This window comes from Cryobacterium sp. TMT2-10, assembly GCF_004403075.1.
GTDB lineage: Bacteria > Actinomycetota > Actinomycetes > Actinomycetales > Microbacteriaceae > Cryobacterium > Cryobacterium shii.
In genome coordinates this window covers 50,851-67,649 of the sequence record NZ_SOGW01000098.1, presented here as the reverse complement: position 1 = coordinate 67,649, position 16,799 = coordinate 50,851, and the positions used below count along the sequence as shown (strand labels likewise).

Genomic DNA, 16,799 nt, shown 5'->3' with positions numbered 1-16,799 from the left:
CGGCCCGCGCGCGGGCCGCCGGAGCCAGACGTTCGGAGGCCGGGGCGCGGCGAACCCGGGCCGGGCGCTCGCGGGGCTGGTCGGCGCGCAGCTGGGCGCGGGTGGGGAAGGGGATCGCCGTTGCCGTGGTCACGGCCGAAACGGGAGCCTGCAGTCGCTCGACACCGGGCGCGGCGGCTTCCATGGCCGGTTCCGGCACGAGCTCGTCCGCAGCGGGGACTTCCACGCTCTCGAGCGGCTCAGCGTCCGGAACGGCGGCTTCGACGAGCTCGACCGGTGCGGCGATGAGGGGCGCGGCAGCGACAGCCTCGCGCGACGCCCGCGCGCGATCGCGCGCATCGCGTTCGCGCAACTCGCGACGCGTAAGGTGCTTCTTCGCGGGGTCACTCGCATCGGGCGAAGGTGCAGCCGATGTTGAAGAGTGAGGGAGCAAAAGGCAGATCTTTCGGCGCGGGGGCGGAGTCACAGTAGTCTTTTCGGCCACTGCAAAAGTAACGAATCACTACACGCTACCAACAGAAGGCCGAATCACCCATTCCGCGAGACGGAATGACACCCGAAAGCGGGGGGGCAAGCATCCGTCTCGACCGCCTGCCCACGAGCCGTCGAGACGGCTCACCTCCCCCGTCTTTCCGGGGCTGGGAGGGGTGCCGGGCGCTACCGGTCAGGGCCGCCGGTCGCCATCCATGAACTCGCCGAACAGGTCGGCCAGGATCGGCTCGAGCGCCGAGTAGAGGTCAGGGGCGCCCGCGATCACCAGGTCGATTCCCTCCCGGTCCGCCCCGAAGCCGCCGACGCGGGCCCCGGCCTCCCGGGCCACCAGCGCGCCCGCCGCGTGATCCCAGGGCTTGAGCCCGCGCTCGTAGTAGAGGTCCAGACGGCCCGCCGCCACCGAGCACAGGTCGAGCGACGCGGCGCCGATGCGACGGATGTCCCGCACCCGGCCGATCAGGCCCCGCACCACGTCCGCCTGCCGCAGCCGCTCGTCCGCCCGGTAAGAGAATCCGGTGCCCAGCAAGGCCAGCGGCACCGGCGCCGCGGTCGGCACCCGCAGCCGGCTCTCGCCCAGCCAGGCGCCGGCGCCGACGGACGCGCTGAACAGCTCGTCGCCGGACGGGTTCCGCACCGCACCGGCGAGCGTTCGCCACGTGGCCGGATCGGGGTCTCCCTCGACGACGGCGATGCTGACCGCCCAGGCGGGGATCCGGTAGAGGTAGTTGACGGTGCCGTCGATCGGGTCGACCACCCAGGTGAGCCCGGATGTGCCCGGCGTCGCCTCCGACTCCTCGCCGAAGAATCCGTCATCCGGCCGCGCCGCGGCCAGCAGCCGGCGGATGAGCGTTTCCGTCTCCCGGTCCGCCTTCGTGACGATGTCTTCCGGGGACGACTTGGACGCGGCGATCTGAACGCCCTCGGCTCGGCGCCGGGCGGCCAGCTCCCCCGCGGCGAGCGCGGCGTCCTGGGCGAGACGCAGCAATTCGGTTGAGCCAGGAGTTGTCATGGCTCAACGCTACGGCGTGCGGAAGAAAGAGTGGCAAGTGAGGGATTCGAACCCCCGAAGTCTAAGACGGCTGATTTACAGTCAGATCCCTTTGGCCACTTGGGTAACTTGCCAATGCGCACCCGACCATATGAAGAACACGTGACCGGAGACGCTCGAATAGAATACAAGGTTTTTGTCCCCAGTAAGAAATCAGCCCCCGCACCCGGCACTGATCGGCTGGTGGATAAGATCAGAGAAGGCCTGTTTGTCACTTACTTAAGGAACCCAATGGTCGGCATCGACGAGGTTGCTCGGCACGCGGGAGTCTCCACCGCCACCGTTTCGCGCGCCCTGAGCGGCAACGGGCATGTATCCCCGTCGACCCGGCTCAAGGTGGAAGCCTCGGCCGATGAGCTGGGCTATGTCGTCTCCTCCACCGCCTCGAGCCTCGCGTCGGGCCGGATGAAGAACATCGGCGTCGTGGTTCCGTTCCTCAACCGCTGGTTCTTCTCCAGCGTCGTCGAGGGCGCCCAGAAGGCCCTGCTGCGGGGCGGCTACGACCTCACCCTCTACAGTCTCACCGGCGGAGAGGCCGAGCGCCGCAGCGTGTTCGAGCACTTCCTGCTGCGCCAGAGAGTGGATGCCGTGATCGCCATTTCGCTCGAACTCACCGAGGACGAGGTGGCCCGCCTGCATGCGCTGCAGAAGCCGCTCGTCGGCATCGGCGGCCCGATCGAGGGCGTGCGTACCCTGACCGTCGACGACGTCGCCATCGCGCGGCTCGCGACCGAGCATCTCCTCGCTCTCGGCCATACCCGCATCGCCCACATCGGCGGCAACAAGGACCTCGACCTGGACTTCCACCTGCCGACGAACCGGAGGGTCGGTTACGAACAGGCCCTGGCCGAGGCCGGCGTCGTGCCGGACCCGGCCCTCTTCCAGGCCGCTGACTTCACCATGGGCGGCGGGTACCAGGCGGCCAAGCAGCTCCTGGGCAGCCCCTACGACCGGCCGACCGCGATCGTCGCGGCGTCCGATGAGATGGCGATCGGCAGCATCCTCGCCGCCCGCGACCTGGGCCTCGTCGTGCCGCGGGACGTCTCCGTGATCGGGGTCGACGATTACGATCTCGCCGAGTTCTTCGGTCTGACCACGATCGCGCAGTTCCCGCAGGGGCAGGGAGAGAAGGCCGTGGAGATCCTGCTGGACCGGCTGCGCCCCGGCCAGAACCGGTTGTCGTCCCTGAACACCCCGATGCCGTTCGAGCTCGTCGTGCGCTCGACCACCGCCCGGCCCGGCGAATAACCCCGGCAGTCCAACGCTCGCGGGCCATCCGGTCAGTCCGGAACCCGCCCTCTCGCCTTGATCAGTGGAACAACCGATGCTTGACTCGTCGCATCTGCACACGCTGGGCCCAACACGAGAGAAAGGTTGCATCAAATGCCACGATTCATGGACGTGCACGACGGATTCGTCGGGGTCACAAAGGAACAGCTGGCCGAAGCGCACGCGGCCGACGTCGCGATTCAGGACGAGGAGGGCATGACCTTCGAGAAAGCCTGGCTTGATCCCGAGTCGGGCAAGGTGTTCTGCTTGTCCACCGGGCCCTCGAAGGAGGCGGTCATGCGTGTCCACGAGAAGGCCGGCCACCCGACAGGGGAGGTCTACGAACTCGCTGTCGAGGTCTGAGGCCAGCCGGTTTTCGCGTCACCCGCGCCGCCAGCCGAGTCGGGCCGCGCCTTCGAGCGCGGCCCGACCGGGCGAATAGTCGCCCACTGGGTACTATTGCAGGCATGGCAGACTCAACGTTCGACATCGTCAGCAAGGTCGACCCGATGGAGGTCGACAACGCCCTCAACCAGGCGCATAAAGAGGTCGCGCAGCGCTACGACTTCAAGAACGTCGGCGCCTCGATCGAGATGAGCGGGGAGAAGGTGCTCATGAAGGCCAACTCCGAGGAGCGGGTCAAGGCGATCCTCGAGGTGTTCGAGTCGAAGCTGATCAAGCGCGGCATCTCGCTGCGCAGCCTCGACGCCGGCGATCCCTTCGCCTCCGGCAAGGAATTCCGGATCGAGGCCTCGATGAAGGCCGGCATCGACCAGGAGAACGCGAAGAAGATCAACAAAATCATCCGGGACGAGGGCCCCAAGGGCGTCAAGAGCCAGATCCAGGGCGACGAGCTGCGGGTCAGCTCGAAGAGCCGCGACGACCTGCAGGCCACGATGGCCCTGCTCAAGGGCAAGGACCTCGACGTCGCCCTGCAGTTCGTCAACTTCCGCTAGCCACCGAGCCGCCGCCCTCCTCTCGCCGCCCCGGCACCGGGCACCCGGCCACCGCCACCCGCCACCTCCGGCCCGCCGGCGCCCCACCCCCGCCGCCGCGCTCACCAATTCGACGGAGATTTTGCCGATTGCGGCCCGAAAACCCCGAAGAGGGTGTTTTTACCGCAGGATCTCCGTCGAATTCGTTAGGAGCGGGTCAGCCCTCGCCGCGGGAGATCTCGACCATCTCGTCACGCGGCACGACCTTGACGCGCACGCGGCCCTCTGCGGCGCCGAGCGCGAGCTCATGCTGGTCGAGCCGGTGCCAGCCGTCGAGGTTCGTGTACTGGATGCCGCGCTCGTCGAGCAGTTCGACGATGCTCTCCTCGGAGTGGGACTCCGGGCGCCACCAGTTTCCGAGGTCGTTGATCAGGTGACGCACGGTCTCCATGGCGTCGGACTTGGTGTGGCCGATCAGCCCGACCGGGCCGCGCTTGATCCAGCCGGTGGCGTAGACGCCGTACATCTGCGTGTTGGCGCCCTTCGAACCGAACGACGGGTCACCCTTCCAGAGCACCTGGCCCTCCCGGTTGGGGATCACGCCGTGCTTCTTGTCGAACGGCACGCCCGGCAGGGGCGACCCGAAGTAGCCGACGGCGCGGTACACGGCCTGGATCGGCAGTTCGCGGATCTCGCCGGTGCCGACGACGCCGCCCTGCCCGTCGGGGGCCGTGCGCTCGAAGCGGATGGCCCCGACCCGGCCGGTGCCGTCGTCGACGATCTCGAGGGGCTTGGCGAAGAAGTGCAGGTGCAGCCGGCGGCTGGCGGTGCCCGCCGGACGCTCGCGCCATTTGTTCAGGATCTTGTCGATCACGAAGACCTGCTTGTTGCTGGCGACGGCGTCGCGGGCGGCATCGTCGTAGTCGAAGTCCTCGTCGTGGACGACGATGTCGACGTCGCGCAGCTCGCCCAGCTCCCGCAGTTCCAGTGGCGTGAACTTGACCGAGGTCGGTCCGCGACGGCCGAACACGTGCACATCCGTCACCGGCGAGGCCTTCAGGCCCTCGTACACATTGGCCGGGATCTCGGTGCTCAGCAGATCGTCGGCGTGCTTGGCCAGAATGCGCGAGACGTCCAGCGCCACGTTGCCGTTGCCGATCACGGCGACCTCCTTCGCCTCCAACGGCCAGGTGCGGGGCACGTCGGGGTGGCCGTCGAACCAGCTCACGAACCGGGCGGCGCCGTAGGAGCCCTCCAGGTCGATGCCCGGGATGCTCAGGTCGGCGTCGTGCACGGCGCCGGTCGCGAAGATGACGGCGTTGTAGTGCTTCTTCAGGTCGTCGAGGGTGATGTCGATGCCGAACCGCACATTGCCGAAGACGCGGATGTCGCCGCGGTCGAGCACATCGCGCAGGGCGGTGATGATGCCCTTGATGCGGGGGTGGTCGGGGGCGACGCCGTAGCGGACGAGCCCGTAGGGCGCCGGCAGGTGGTCGAACAGGTCGATCGAGACGTCGAAGTTCCGTTCCGCCTTGAGCAGGATGTCGGCGGCATAGATCCCCGCGGGTCCCGCGCCGACAATGGCCAATCGCAACTTGGTCATGGGAGCCTTTCTAACTGGATCGTTCCACGATCGTGTCGGCGAAACGGGTGAGGGCCTTCTTGACCGAGCCGTCGGGCAGGGGGGCGAGCGCCTCGACGGCCTCGTGGGCCCAGCCGTGCGCCTCGGAGAGGGTCTGGGCGGTCACGTCGTGCTCGCGCAGGGCGGTGATCGCCGAGTCGGCGGCCTCGGAGACGGCGCTGTTGCTGGTCATCACGTCCCGTTCGAGGCGTTCGAGCAGTGCCGCGGCCGCCGCATCGTGCTGGGCCCGCTCGCGCAGGCGCAGCAGCGGCAGCGTCGCGACGCCGGCGCGCAGGTCGGTGCCGGGCACCTTGCCGGTCTCCAGCGGCTGGGGCGAGAGGTCGAGCACATCGTCGATGAGCTGGAAGGCGACGCCGATCCGCTCGCCGAATTGGATCACCGGCTGCTCGAATTCGTCCGGCGCGTCCGAGAAGATGATCCCGGCCTGCGCGGCGCAGGCGATCAGGGACCCGGTCTTGTCGGCGAGCACCTGGATGTAGTGCTCGACGGCGTCTTCGTCGGCGCGCGGGCCGACCGTTTCGTGCAGCTGGCCGAGCACGAGTCGTTCGAAGGTGTCGGACTGCAAACGGATGGCCCGCTCTCCCAGCCGTGCCATCAGCTGGTTGGCGCGGGCGAAGAGCAGGTCCCCGGTCAGGATGGCGACCGAGTTGCCCCAGACGATTTGGGCGCTCGGCACACCGCGGCGCTGGTCCGCGTCATCCATCACATCGTCGTGGTACAGCGAGGCCAGGTGGGTGATCTCGATGGCCGTCGCCGCGGTCACCACGTCGGCGAGATTGCCGTTGCCGAGGTGCGCGGTGAGCAGGGCGAGCATCGGGCGCACGCGCTTGCCGCCCGCGTTCAGCAGGTAGCGGGTGGTGACGTTGGCGATCTCATCCGTGAAGACGATTTCGCCGAGCAGGCTCGCCTCGACCTGCTCGAGGCCGGCGTCGATGCCGGCGGCCAGGCCACGGTCCTTCGCGCTCGAGAAGATCCGGTCGCTGAGGCCGAGCTGGCTCGTCACGGAGGAGCCGCGACGGAACAGGGGGAGGCTCGGTTTCACTCTGTCAGCCTATCGATGGGTTCTGGGAGGAATCAGGACGTTACGGCCGCGGCATCCGCCGGCTTGACGCCGCGGTGCAGGGCCACAATACCGAGCGTCAGATTGCGGTAGGCGACGGCATCGTAGCCGGCATGGCGCAGCCAGGCACTCAGGGTCGACTGGTCGGGCCAGGCCGCGATCGACTCGCCGAGGTAGTCGTACGCCTCGGCGTTCGACGAGGCGAGCTTGACGACAAGAGGCATGACGTGATTGAGGTAGGCGAAATAGCCGGCCCGGATCGGCGCGAACGGCGGGGTGGAGAATTCGCAGATCACGACGCGGCCGCCGGGCTTGGTCACCCGGTAGAACTCGGCCAGCGCCTTCTTCGGCTCGACCACGTTGCGCAGGCCGAACGAAATCGTCACGGCGTCGAACTCGTTGTCGGCGAAGGGAAGGGCGGTGGCGTCCGCCTGCACGAATTCAACCTGGGGGTTGCCCGCGTGGCGTTCACGGCCGACGTTGATCATGCCCTCGGAGAAGTCGGCGGCCACGACGTGCGCGCCGGTCCTGGTCAGCGCGACGCTGGAGGTGCCGGTGCCGGCGGCGATGTCGAGGATGCGTTCGCCGCGCTTCGGGTTCACGGCGCGGGTCGCGGCCATCCGCCACAGGGCCGCGTTTCCGACCGACAACACCGCATTCGTGCGGTCGTAATGGGTGGAGACCTGATCGAACATGGCAGCGACCTGCTCGGGCTGCTTATTGAGGTCTGCTCTACTCACTCCCTCAGTCTAGGTTGCCCCGGACTCGGCAGGCATCCAGACCGGCTGGCCTAGGCTGAGGACGTGAATGCTCAGGCCTTAACGGTTGAAACCACCCCCCTCGCCGACATCCGCCAACTCATTCTTCTGCTCGACTCGCACGACCCGCTGCTCTGGATGCGCCGCAACCAGGGGCTGGCCGGCATCGGCACGGCCCTGCGGCTCGAATTCTCCGGTCCCACCCGGTTCGAGGATGCCGCAGCAGCCTGGCGCGAGGTCGTCGCCGCTGCGACCGTGACCGACCCGCTCGCCCGCACCGGCACCGGCCTGCTGGCGTTCGGCGCGTTCGCCTTCGACGACACCTCGGCCCAGACCAGCGTGCTGATCGTGCCGCAGGTCATCGTCGGCCGCGAGAACGGCCTCTGCTGGGTGACCCGCGTCTGGCCCACCGGCACGACGCGGCCGGCGATCCCGCTCGGCCTGCACCCCCTGGGCAACGAGTACCGGATCTCCCTGCTCCCCGGCGCGCTGACGCCCGACGGGTATCGCCGGGCGGTCGGCGAGGCCGTGGGCCGGATCGCGGCGGGCGACCTGAACAAGGTCGTGCTGGCCCGTGACCTGGTCGGGCGGCTGCCCGCCGAGTCCGACCTGCGCCGGGCCGTGAGCGAGCTCGCGCTGGGCTACCCCGACTGCTGGTCCTACGCCGTCGACGGCCTCGTCGGCTCCAGCCCGGAGACGCTGATCCGCGCCGATCACGGCGAGGTGAACGCCCGCGTGCTCGCCGGCACCGTGTCCAGGGGCGCGGATGCCGCGTCCGACCTCGAGGCGGCCCTTCAGCTGGCCACCTCCACCAAGGACGGCGACGAGCACGCGTTCGCCGTGCAGAGCGTGCTCGCCTCACTCCGGCCGCACACCTCGCACCTCACCACGAGTGAGATCCCGTTCACGGTGAAGCTGCCGAACCTCTGGCACCTGGCCACGGATGTCGAGGGCACCCTGAGCGACGGATCGAACTCGCTCGACCTGATCGCGGCCATGCACCCCACCGCCGCGGTCGCCGGCACCCCCACGCAGACGGCCCTCGCCCTGATCCGCGAGCTGGAGCCGTTCGACCGGGGCCGCTACGCCGGACCGGTCGGCTGGGTCGGCGCGGACGGCGACGGCGAGTGGGCCATCGCGCTGCGCTGCGCCCAGGTCAGCCCCACCGGCGACGTCACCGCCTACGCCGGTTGCGGCATCGTGCTCGACTCGGAGCCCGACCGCGAGCTCGCCGAGACCCGGATGAAGTTCCGCCCCGTCGTCGAGGCCTTCGGCTAGCCCGTTCCCCCTCCCCCCTCGCCCCCGGCGACCCCCAGGCGACCCCCAGGCCCGCGAGTGCGGGCAAAACGCCGGCATGGGTTGGGCTATACCGACGTTTTGGCCGCATTGGCGCCCGTTAGGGGATTCTCGGGTCAGGTGGCGGCCAGGCGAGCCTTCTCCTGGGCGACGTCGAACGTGGCGGCCGGCCAGGTCAGGTCGAGGCGCTGCAGGGCGTCGATCAGAAGGTGCTGCACGACCAGCCGGGCGTACCATTTCTTCTCCGCCGGCACCACGAACCACGGCGCCGCCGAGGTCGACGTGCGTTCAAGGGCGATCTGGTAGGCGTCCATATAGGCGTCCCATCGCATCCGTTCGTCGACGTCGCCGGGGTTGTACTTCCAGTGCTTGTCCGGCCGTTCCAGCCGCTCGGCCAGGCGTTCCTTCTGGTCGTCCGAGCCGATGTGCAGCATGACCTTGATGATCGTGGTGCCCTGGCCGACGAGTTCGTTCTCGAACTGCCGGATCTTCTCGTAGCGGTCCTCGATCTCGGCGGGCGAGGCCAGCGCGCGCACCCGGCCGACCAGCACGTCCTCGTAGTGTGAACGGTCGAACACCCCGATCAGGCCGACCTCGGGCAGTCGCCTGCGCACCCGCCAGAGGAAGTCGTGGGCGCGTTCCTCCTCGGTGGGAGCCTTGAAGGCGGACAGACGGACGCCCTGCGGATCGACAGAGCCGACGACGTGGCGCACGATCCCGCCTTTGCCGGCCGTGTCCATGGCCTGCAACACGAGGAGCACCCGGAGCGGGTCGCCGGACCGGCTGTTCGCGAACAGCATCTCCTGCAGGTTTGAGAGTTCGCCGACCCCGGCGTCGAGGGCGGCGTCGGCGTTCTTCTGCCCCACCCCCGCGAAGCCGGGCGTGCCGCCGGGGTCGACGTCGGCGAGCCGGAATCCGGCGGTGACTCGCAGCCGCTCCCTCGGATCGTCCGTCCAAATTTTCTCATTGTGTCCGCCCACGGTGCGCCCCTTCGTCACCTCCAGTCTGGCTCGGCAGGCTCGCGCACGCCAGCAGCAAGGCGGCGCGGCGACTCAGGCGACTCGGCCGACGAAACCGATCAGCGAGTCAGCGGCACCTCGAGGAGGCTCGGCCCGGCATGCGGCGCGGTGAGGGCCCGCTCGAGGTCACTGCGGGTCGCGGCCAGGCCATAGGACCAGCCGTAGGCCGCGGCCAGGTTCGCCAGGTCGATCTTCTGCGGGGTGAAGAGCACCCGGTTGACGGATTCGGCCCGGGCGGATCCGGCCACCTCGAGACCGTCGAAGATGGTGCCGCCGCCGTCGTTGCCCACGATCACCTGCAGGCGAGGCAGGGCCTCGCCCGGCGAGAGGAGGAGGGATCCGACGTCGTGCAGCAGGGTCAGGTCGCCGAGCAGCAGCCGGGTGACTCCGGTGGATTGCGGCGTCGGTCCGGTCTGGCTGGCCAGCGCGATGCCGACGGCCGTGGCCACGGTGCCGTCGATGCCGGCCAGGCCGCGGTTGGAGTGGGCGGAGATCTTCTTGCCCGGAACCCGGCGGTCGGCCTCGCGGATCAGCCGTGACGCCCCGAACACGAGCCGGTCGTGCGGCCAGGAGGCACGCCACACGGCGTCCACGAGCATCGGCCGGCTGATCGGAGCGCGCATGGCGGCGAGCTCCTGCCGGGTGATGCCGCGTTCGCCGATCGGGGTCGCATCCCGTGCGACCTGGACGGCCAGCAGGTGGCGGCTGGCCATGACCCAGCGGCCGAGCCATTCCCGTGCTTCCGGGCGCTGGGCCGCCTGCGCCGTCTCCTCCGGCACACTGGCCGCGCGGGCGAAGACACGCACGCGGTGCCCGGGGTTGAACCACTCGGCGCCCGTCGGAGCGACCACGATGGTGTCCACGCCGTCCTGCTTGAGCAGGGCCGGGATCTCGCGGCTGAGGGTGGGGTGGCCGAACACGATCACGCGTTCGATCCGTGCGCCCAGGTCCGATGCGTTCAGCAGCTCCCGGTAGACGGCCACGAGGTTCGGCCCGAACCGGGCGCCGCTGCACACCTCTGCCAGCAGGGGCCAGCCGCCGGCGCGAGCGAGTTCCTCGGCCGCAGCACCCGCCCCGGCACCCGCGATCACCACCGTGCGCGGGCCGGCCTCGACCACGACGACCGGCACCGACCGGTCGTCCGCCCGGGCAGGAGCAGGGGCAGGAGCAGGAACGGAGGCAGGAACCGAGGCAGCTTCAGCAGGCGGTTCAGCAGCAGGTTCACCGGCCGGGTGCTCGAGAATCTCCTCGGGGGTGAGAACCACCGGGGCCGACAGGGGCTCCCGGAACGCCAGGTTCAGCTGCGCCGGACCCGGGTCGGCCGAGAACGCGCCGGTTGCCGCATCCGTCGCCTGCCGGGCCAGGGCCACGGCCACCGCGTGCTCTTCGGCCGCCCCATCGGGCGCCGGAATGTCGACGCACAGGCGGGTGGCCACGCCGAACAGGCCGGGCTGCACGGTGGTCTGGTTCGAACGGATGCCGCGCAGCTCGCTCGGCCGGTCGGCCGTGAGCAGGATCATGGGCACCCCGGAGTGATGCGCCTCGAGCACGGCGGGATGCAGGTTGGCCACGGCCGTGCCGGAGGTGCAGATGACCAGGGCGGGCAGTCCGGACTCGACCGCGAGCCCGAGCGCCAGGAAGCCGGCGCCCCGCTCGTCGATGCGCACGTGCAGCCGGATCAGGCCGATCCGCTCCAGCTCGGCGCAGACGAGCGCGAGGGCCTGGGACCGGGCGCCGGGGCTGAGCACCACATCACGGAGCCCGAGGCGCACGAACTCGCCCAGGAGGGCGACGCTGAAGTCCGTGGCCGGGCTACCGCTGGCGACGCGTTCAGGCATCCCGACGGCCAGGCAGGTCGCCTTCGCCTGGTTCGGACTTCTTCGGTTCCAACCCGCCGGCGCCGGTCTGGCCGGGGCCGCCGGGGTTCCGGGAATCCGGGGTGCCGATCTCCTTGTCGAGATCGGCGAGTTCCTGTTCGAGGGCCCGGAGGTGTTCCTGCTCTGACTTGGCCCGGTCGAGGCCCTTGAGGAAGTCGATGTCGTCGTCCGGGGCGACGGAGCGCACAATTCGGCCGCCGTTCCGGCCGGCGCCCGTGCGACCACGACCGATCAGCAGCCAGAGCACGGGCCCGATCACGGGGATCAGGATGATGACGAAGATCCAGACCCAGCGCGGAAGCCCGCGCACGCGGGAGTGTTGGAGCAGCGCGCAATCCACCAGCGTGTAGATGGTGAGGATGACGACGACGACACCGAGGGCGAACAGCAGGCGGACCATGCAAATAGTTTAGGGCGCTCAGCCGTGAGATCGGTGAGTGATCGTTCATGCCCGCGACCTAAACTGAAGGCATGAAAGCTGTTCCCGCCTGGCTGTCCTACTCGGTCCTCCGCGTGCTCCTGTTCGCCGTTCCGCTCGCGGTCCTGCTCACCCTCCAGTTCGAGTGGTGGCTGGCCACGGGTCTGGCTGCCCTGATCGGGGTCAGCCTGTCGTACATCCTGCTGCGCAAGCCGCGCGAGAAGGTCGCCCTCGACCTGTACCAGGCGCGACACCCGGAGAAGGACGTGATCCACCCGGATGCCGCCTCGGAGGACGCCTCGCTGGATCGCGCCGAAGCGGCCGCCGCGTCGGAGTCATCCAGAGTACAGGCGTCGGAGTCGCCCAAGGCGTCAGAGCGCGAACGCCAGGCCGAGTAGCACGCCGTAGGCCAGGGCCGAGAAGCTGGTCAGCTTCAAGACCAGGATCAGCTCGGCCGACGTCTTCGCCGTGACCGTGATCACCGCGGCCGGCAGCGCCAGCAGCAGCACGAAGAACGTGAAGCCGGCCAGCGGGTAGAACAACCAGAAGAACCCGGCGATCCCGAACGGCACCAGCAGGAACACGCAGAACGCGATCCGGGCGGCCCGGTTTCCGATCAGCACCGCCAGGGTGCGTTTTCCGGACGCCTTGTCCGGCATCAGGTCGCGCAGGTTGTTGACCATCAGCACGGCCATCGCGATCAGGCCGATCCCGACGCCGCTCAGCCAGCTTTCCGTGTTCACGGTGCCGACCTGCACGAACGTGGTCCCGATCGTGGCGACCAGGCCGAAGAAGACGAACACGAAGACCTCGCCCAGCCCGAAGTAGCCGTACGGCTTGCGGCCCCCGGTGTAGAACCAGGCCGCGACGATGGCGGTGGCGCCCACCAGCAGCAGCCACCACTGCCCGGTCAGCACCACGAGCGTGAGGCCGGCCAGCGCGGCGAGGCCGAAGAAGGCCAGCGCCACGGTCAGTACGCTGCGCGGGGTGGCTGCGCCGCTCCCGGTCAGACGGGCGGGCCCGATCCGGTTGGCGTCGGTGCCACGGATGCCGTCGGAGTAGTCGTTGGCATAGTTCACGCCGATCTGCAGGCACAGGGCCACCACCAGGGCCAGCACCGCGCGCACCGGGTGGAAGACACCGGGGCCGCTGGCGACGATGGCCGCCCCCGTGCCGAGGGCAACGGGCGCGATGGCGAGCGGGAGCGTGCGCAGGCGCGCCCCGGACACCCAGTCCGCCGCCGTGGCGGGACCGGACCGTCCGCGCGCGGCCACCGCGCTCTGGCGTGCCGGATTGCCGGATTTGCCGTGCGTCTTCGTGGACGCCGGGCGGTTCGCTCGCTGCTGTGTGGGCCGTTCCGGCCGCGCTCTCTGTGTCACGCGCCCATTTTACGGGTCACCGACCCGGTTCGTGCCCCCGCTCGTGCCCGGGTTCGCCCGCGCCGCGCAGATCGTCCAGGAGCCGGCCGAGCGCCTGCCGGTCGGGTTTGCCGGAAGCGAGGTGCGGGATCGCGGACACCGTCACGATCCGCGCGGGCCGGGCGGCACGGCCCAGAACGGATGCCACCGCCTCGCCGGCTCGGGCGAGCGCGGCCGGATCCGCGCCCGGCCCGGTCCCTGCCCCGGCAGCGCCGTCCCGCACGATCACCGGGACCTGCCCCCATTGCGGGTCGTCGACCCCGACCACCTGGGCCTCGCCGAGGCCGGGCAGTGCGCGCACGATCCGTTCCACGGCGTCCAGCGACACCTTCTCGCCCCCGGAGATGATCACGTTGTCCATGCGCCCGAGCACCCGCACGACCCCCGTGGCGTCGTCCACCTCGCCCAGGTCGCCGGTGCGGTACCAGCGCACCCCGCGCACGTCGACGAAGCGGTCGCGGGTGAGCTCCGGGTCGTCCAGGTAGCCCTCCGCGAGCACCGAACCCGAGATCTCCAGCTGCCCGGCGACCGAGCGCACCTCGGTGTTGCCGATCGGAATCCCGTTGTAAACGCAGCCGCCGGCGGTCTCCGAGGAGCCGTAGGTGGTGATGAGGTTCAGGTCGAGTTCCCGCGCGCGCTCGAACAGCCCCGGCGGCAGGGCCTGGCCGCCGACCAGGATGCCGGTGAAGCGGCGCAGCGTGGCCCGGAGAAAACGGTCATCGGCGGCCGCTGTGACCAGCCGCGCCAGCTGCACCGGCACCACCGAGGTGAAGCGGGACGGATCGGTCAGCAGGTCGGCATGGGCGGCGAAGACCGCCGGATCGAAGTGCCCGGCCGGCAGGACCACGGGCGTCGTGCCGGCGGCGAGGGAGCGCACGAGCACCTGCACGCCCGCGACGTAGTGCGCCGGCAGGGCCAGCAGCCACTGGCCGGGGCCGCCGAGCCGCCCGCTGGACGCCGCCGCGCTGCTGAGCAGGGCGTCGGTGCTGAGCATCACGCGCTTGGGCCGCGCGGTCGACCCCGAGGTCTCGATCACCACGGCCACCTGGCGTGGCACCCGCGCCGGGTCCCGGTCCGCGCCCACGACCACGCCCACGCCCACGCCCGGAACGGTCGGCGCCCCGGTTTCGGGGTCCGGCCCCGGCACCGGCATCACGGCGTCGTCGCTGTTGGCCAGCGCGCGCCGCAGCGGTTCCATCAGGTCGAGCGGGTCACCGACGGGGACCACCCGCAGCACACGGGTCATGGCCGCCTAGAACTGCCAGTCGTACGGGCCCCAGTCGGGGTCGCGCTTCTCGAGGAAGGCGTCGCGCCCCTCGACGGCCTCGTCCGTGCCGTAGGCGAGGCGGGTGGCCTCCCCGGCGAACACCTGCTGGCCGACCAGGCCGTCGTCCACGGCATTGAAGGCGAATTTCAGCATCCGGATGGCGGTGGGCGACTTGGTCAGGATGGTGCGGGCCCAGTCCAGCGCCAGGGCCTCGAGCTCGGCGTGCGGCACGACCGCGTTGATCGCCCCCATCTCGAGGGCGCGCTGCGCGGAGTATTCGCGGGCGAGGAAGAACACCTCGCGCGCGGCCTTCTGCCCGACCTGCCGGGCGAAATAGGCGCTGCCGTAGCCGGCGTCGAAGGAGCCGACGTCGGCATCCGTCTGCTTGAACTTGCCGTGCTCGGCGCTGGCGATGCTGAGGTCGCAGACCACGTGCAGGGAGTGCCCGCCGCCGGCCGCCCAGCCGGGGATGACCGCGATGACGACCTTGGGCATGAACCGGATCAACCGCTGCACCTCGAGGATGTGCAGGCGTCCGCCCCGCGCCTTGTCTATGCCGGACGCCGTCTCGCCCTCGGCATACTTGTAGCCGTCCCGGCCGCGGATACGCTGGTCGCCGCCCGAGCAGAACGCCCAGCCGCCGTCCTTCGGGCTCGGTCCGTTGCCGGTCAGGAGCACCACGCCGATGCGGGGGTTGATCCGCGCGTCTTCCAGGGCCGCGTGCAGCTCGTCCACGGTGTGCGGGCGGAACGCGTTCCGCACCTCGGGGCGGTTGAACGCCACCCGGGCGATCCGACCGGTCAGATCGTGGTGATACGTGACGTCGGTGAGAGCGTCGAAACCCGCGACATCCTGCCACTGGGTCGGGTCGAAGATCTCGGAAACCTGTTCGATCATGCCCCCAGCCTACGCGGGCGGGGCGACCCGCCTGATCCTGATCACTACCCCTCGAAAGCGGGCCAAGTCAACCCCCTTGAGGGCCACGATTTCACAATGTGTACTGGTCATCTCAGTTCGACTCGGAGGTAGTGATGGCCGACACCGGCGCACGCGCAACAAGCCGCGAAATCAAAAAAGCAGCAACCGTGACGAGGACAATGAACAATATGCAGGGCCGGGACATCGGAATCAACGAAATCTCCCCCACCGAATGGCGGGTCAGCGATCGCCTGATCGCCGACGGTGACGCGTCGGCCCTTCTCGGCTTCATCCAGCGCGTCGATGACGCCTTCGAGGTGACCAACCTCGGCCGCCCGCGGGAACGTTCCTACTTCTCCTCCTTCGACCGCGCCACCGCCAGCCTCACCATGCGCCAGGCCCCCGCCGGGGCGGTGCTCCGGTGAGCAACGCGGCGCGCCAGCCGCACCGGCCCGACGCGACCCTCCTGGATGCCCCGGCGACCGCGACGTCGCCACGTTCGGCGGCCGCGGCGTCCACGCCGGCGTACGGCCGCGGCAGCACGGATGCCTTCGGCGACTACCTGCGCCGCATCGGCCGGGGTCCCCTCCTCTCCGCGGTCGACGAGGTCGAACTCGCCCAGCGGATCGAAGTCGGCCTGTTCGCGGCCGAGAGACTGACCGAAGGAGTCGACGACTCGGCACTCGCTCGCGAACTCGCCTGGCTCGCCCACGACGGCCACCGTGCGAAGAACCGCTTCATCGAGGCCAACCTTCGCCTGGTGGTCAGCATCGCCAAGCACTACTCCGGACGCGGCATGCCGATCATGGACCTCGTGCAGGACGGCAACATCGGCCTCGTCCGCGCCGTCGAGAAATACGACTTCATGACCGGCTTCAAGTTCTCCACCTACGCCACCTGGTGGATCCGCCAGGCCATCCACCGCGGCATGGCCGACAAATCCCGCATGATCCGCATCCCCGTGCACACCGCGGAGAAGCTCAACAAGATCAAGCGCATCCGCCGAGACCTCACCGGCACCCTCGACCGCGAGCCCAGCCTGCAGGAGCTCGCCCAGGCATCCGAGATTCCCGCGCACGACGTGTCCCGGCTGCTGCAATACGACAACGAGCCGATCTCGCTGCACACCCCCGTCGGCGACGGTCTCGGCGACATCTCCGAACTGATCATCGACGATGACCTGCCCCAGCCGGACGAGTACGCGACGCTCACGCTCCGGAAGGCGGACATCGAGTTCTATCTCGAGGCCCTGCCCGCCCGGGAACGATCGATCCTCACGGCGCGGTTCGGCCTGGACGGAGGCGCACCCTGCACCCTCGACCAGATCGCGGCCATACAGGGCGTCACCCGGGAACGCGTTCGGCAGATCGAGAAGCGCGCGC

At 69.7% G+C, this 16,799-nt stretch carries 17 protein-coding genes, 1 tRNA gene and 1 pseudogene; 7 read left to right on the top strand and 12 right to left on the bottom strand.

The features are described from left to right. From E3T37_RS11900 to E3T37_RS11890, 3 genes and pseudogenes are all read right to left on the bottom strand, one after another. Window positions 1-352 (bottom strand): annotated as a pseudogene (locus E3T37_RS11900) (hypothetical protein); the annotation flags it as partial. Between the two features lie 312 nt (window positions 353-664). Next, complete coding sequence (locus tag E3T37_RS11895) at window positions 665-1,501, bottom strand: inositol monophosphatase family protein (protein ID WP_134367032.1); 837 nt, start codon at window positions 1,499-1,501, stop codon at window positions 665-667. Window positions 1,502-1,532: 31 nt separating this feature from the next. Then, window positions 1,533-1,614 (bottom strand) — tRNA-Tyr (locus E3T37_RS11890). 157 nt (window positions 1,615-1,771) lie between these two features. Between E3T37_RS11890 and E3T37_RS11885 the strand changes: the two genes are divergently transcribed. The 3 genes from E3T37_RS11885 (at window position 1,772) to E3T37_RS11875 (ending at window position 3,765) form a co-directional block, all read left to right on the top strand. Then, window positions 1,772-2,788, top strand: a complete 1,017-nt coding sequence (locus E3T37_RS11885) for a LacI family DNA-binding transcriptional regulator (RefSeq protein WP_160141084.1) — start codon at window positions 1,772-1,774, stop codon at window positions 2,786-2,788. Between the two features lie 135 nt (window positions 2,789-2,923). Then, a complete protein-coding gene (locus E3T37_RS11880) occupies window positions 2,924-3,172 on the top strand; it encodes an SCO4226 family nickel-binding protein (RefSeq protein ID WP_134367028.1) in 249 nt (82 codons plus the stop codon). Between the two features lie 104 nt (window positions 3,173-3,276). Further along, complete coding sequence (locus E3T37_RS11875) at window positions 3,277-3,765, top strand: YajQ family cyclic di-GMP-binding protein (protein ID WP_104170455.1); 489 nt, start codon at window positions 3,277-3,279, stop codon at window positions 3,763-3,765. 196 nt (window positions 3,766-3,961) lie between these two features. Here E3T37_RS11875 and E3T37_RS11870 read toward each other — a convergent pair whose 3' ends face one another. The 3 genes from E3T37_RS11870 to ubiE are packed head-to-tail and all read right to left on the bottom strand — an operon-like array spanning window position 3,962 to window position 7,186. Then, window positions 3,962-5,347: an FAD-dependent oxidoreductase gene (locus E3T37_RS11870; protein WP_134367027.1), complete on the bottom strand. Its 1,386-nt coding sequence runs from the start codon at window positions 5,345-5,347 to the stop codon at window positions 3,962-3,964. Between the two features lie 10 nt (window positions 5,348-5,357). After that, on the bottom strand, window positions 5,358-6,428 hold the full coding sequence (locus tag E3T37_RS11865) for a polyprenyl synthetase family protein (protein WP_134367025.1): 1,071 nt from the start codon (window positions 6,426-6,428) through the stop codon (window positions 5,358-5,360). Between the two features lie 32 nt (window positions 6,429-6,460). Then, window positions 6,461-7,186: a bifunctional demethylmenaquinone methyltransferase/2-methoxy-6-polyprenyl-1,4-benzoquinol methylase UbiE gene (ubiE, locus tag E3T37_RS11860; protein WP_134402810.1), complete on the bottom strand. Its 726-nt coding sequence runs from the start codon at window positions 7,184-7,186 to the stop codon at window positions 6,461-6,463. A gap of 63 nt (window positions 7,187-7,249) precedes the next feature. Between ubiE and E3T37_RS11855 the strand changes: the two genes are divergently transcribed. Next, complete coding sequence (locus E3T37_RS11855; protein ID WP_241975920.1) at window positions 7,250-8,482, top strand: isochorismate synthase MenF; 1,233 nt, start codon at window positions 7,250-7,252, stop codon at window positions 8,480-8,482. 134 nt (window positions 8,483-8,616) lie between these two features. On the opposite strand, the gene E3T37_RS11850 is transcribed toward E3T37_RS11855, so the two are convergent. The 3 genes from E3T37_RS11850 to E3T37_RS11840 all read right to left on the bottom strand — a co-directional run bounded on the left by E3T37_RS11850 (window position 8,617) and on the right by E3T37_RS11840 (window position 11,796). Further along, window positions 8,617-9,480 carry a PPK2 family polyphosphate kinase gene (locus E3T37_RS11850; protein WP_134367023.1) on the bottom strand — a complete coding sequence of 288 codons (864 nt, stop codon included), beginning with the start codon at window positions 9,478-9,480 and terminating at the stop codon, window positions 8,617-8,619. A gap of 98 nt (window positions 9,481-9,578) precedes the next feature. After that, window positions 9,579-11,357 carry a 2-succinyl-5-enolpyruvyl-6-hydroxy-3-cyclohexene-1-carboxylic-acid synthase gene (gene menD, locus E3T37_RS11845; RefSeq protein WP_134367021.1) on the bottom strand — a complete coding sequence of 593 codons (1,779 nt, stop codon included), beginning with the start codon at window positions 11,355-11,357 and terminating at the stop codon, window positions 9,579-9,581. Continuing rightward, window positions 11,350-11,796 (bottom strand): PLD nuclease N-terminal domain-containing protein, encoded by a 447-nt coding sequence (locus tag E3T37_RS11840; protein ID WP_134367019.1) that lies wholly within the window; start codon window positions 11,794-11,796, stop codon window positions 11,350-11,352. Before E3T37_RS11840 ends, menD begins: the two co-directional genes overlap by 8 nt. A gap of 71 nt (window positions 11,797-11,867) precedes the next feature. Here E3T37_RS11840 and E3T37_RS11835 point away from each other — a divergent pair, with 71 nt between their 5' ends. Next, a complete protein-coding gene (locus E3T37_RS11835) occupies window positions 11,868-12,212 on the top strand; it encodes a DUF4229 domain-containing protein (protein WP_134367017.1) in 345 nt (114 codons plus the stop codon). On the opposite strand, the gene E3T37_RS11830 is transcribed toward E3T37_RS11835, so the two are convergent. Genes E3T37_RS11830 through E3T37_RS11820 form a run of 3 tightly spaced genes read right to left on the bottom strand, consistent with a single transcriptional unit; the run spans window position 12,186 to window position 15,396 of the window. Further along, complete coding sequence (locus E3T37_RS11830) at window positions 12,186-13,193, bottom strand: 1,4-dihydroxy-2-naphthoate polyprenyltransferase (protein WP_370262060.1); 1,008 nt, start codon at window positions 13,191-13,193, stop codon at window positions 12,186-12,188. The genes E3T37_RS11835 and E3T37_RS11830 overlap by 27 nt on opposite strands. 16 nt (window positions 13,194-13,209) lie before the next feature. Further along, window positions 13,210-14,478, bottom strand: coding sequence for an AMP-binding protein (locus E3T37_RS11825; RefSeq protein WP_174844099.1), 1,269 nt, complete (start codon window positions 14,476-14,478; stop codon window positions 13,210-13,212). A gap of 6 nt (window positions 14,479-14,484) precedes the next feature. Beyond that, a complete protein-coding gene (locus E3T37_RS11820) occupies window positions 14,485-15,396 on the bottom strand; it encodes a 1,4-dihydroxy-2-naphthoyl-CoA synthase (protein ID WP_134367015.1) in 912 nt (303 codons plus the stop codon). 188 nt (window positions 15,397-15,584) lie between these two features. Between E3T37_RS11820 and E3T37_RS11815 the strand changes: the two genes are divergently transcribed. Both E3T37_RS11815 and E3T37_RS11810 read left to right on the top strand, forming a co-directional pair. Next, window positions 15,585-15,842 carry a hypothetical protein gene (locus tag E3T37_RS11815; protein WP_134367013.1) on the top strand — a complete coding sequence of 86 codons (258 nt, stop codon included), beginning with the start codon at window positions 15,585-15,587 and terminating at the stop codon, window positions 15,840-15,842. Next, the coding region (locus tag E3T37_RS11810) for an RNA polymerase sigma factor RpoD/SigA (protein ID WP_241994565.1) at window positions 15,839-16,799 on the top strand (961 nt) is incomplete at its 3' end. The genes E3T37_RS11815 and E3T37_RS11810, both read left to right, overlap by 4 nt.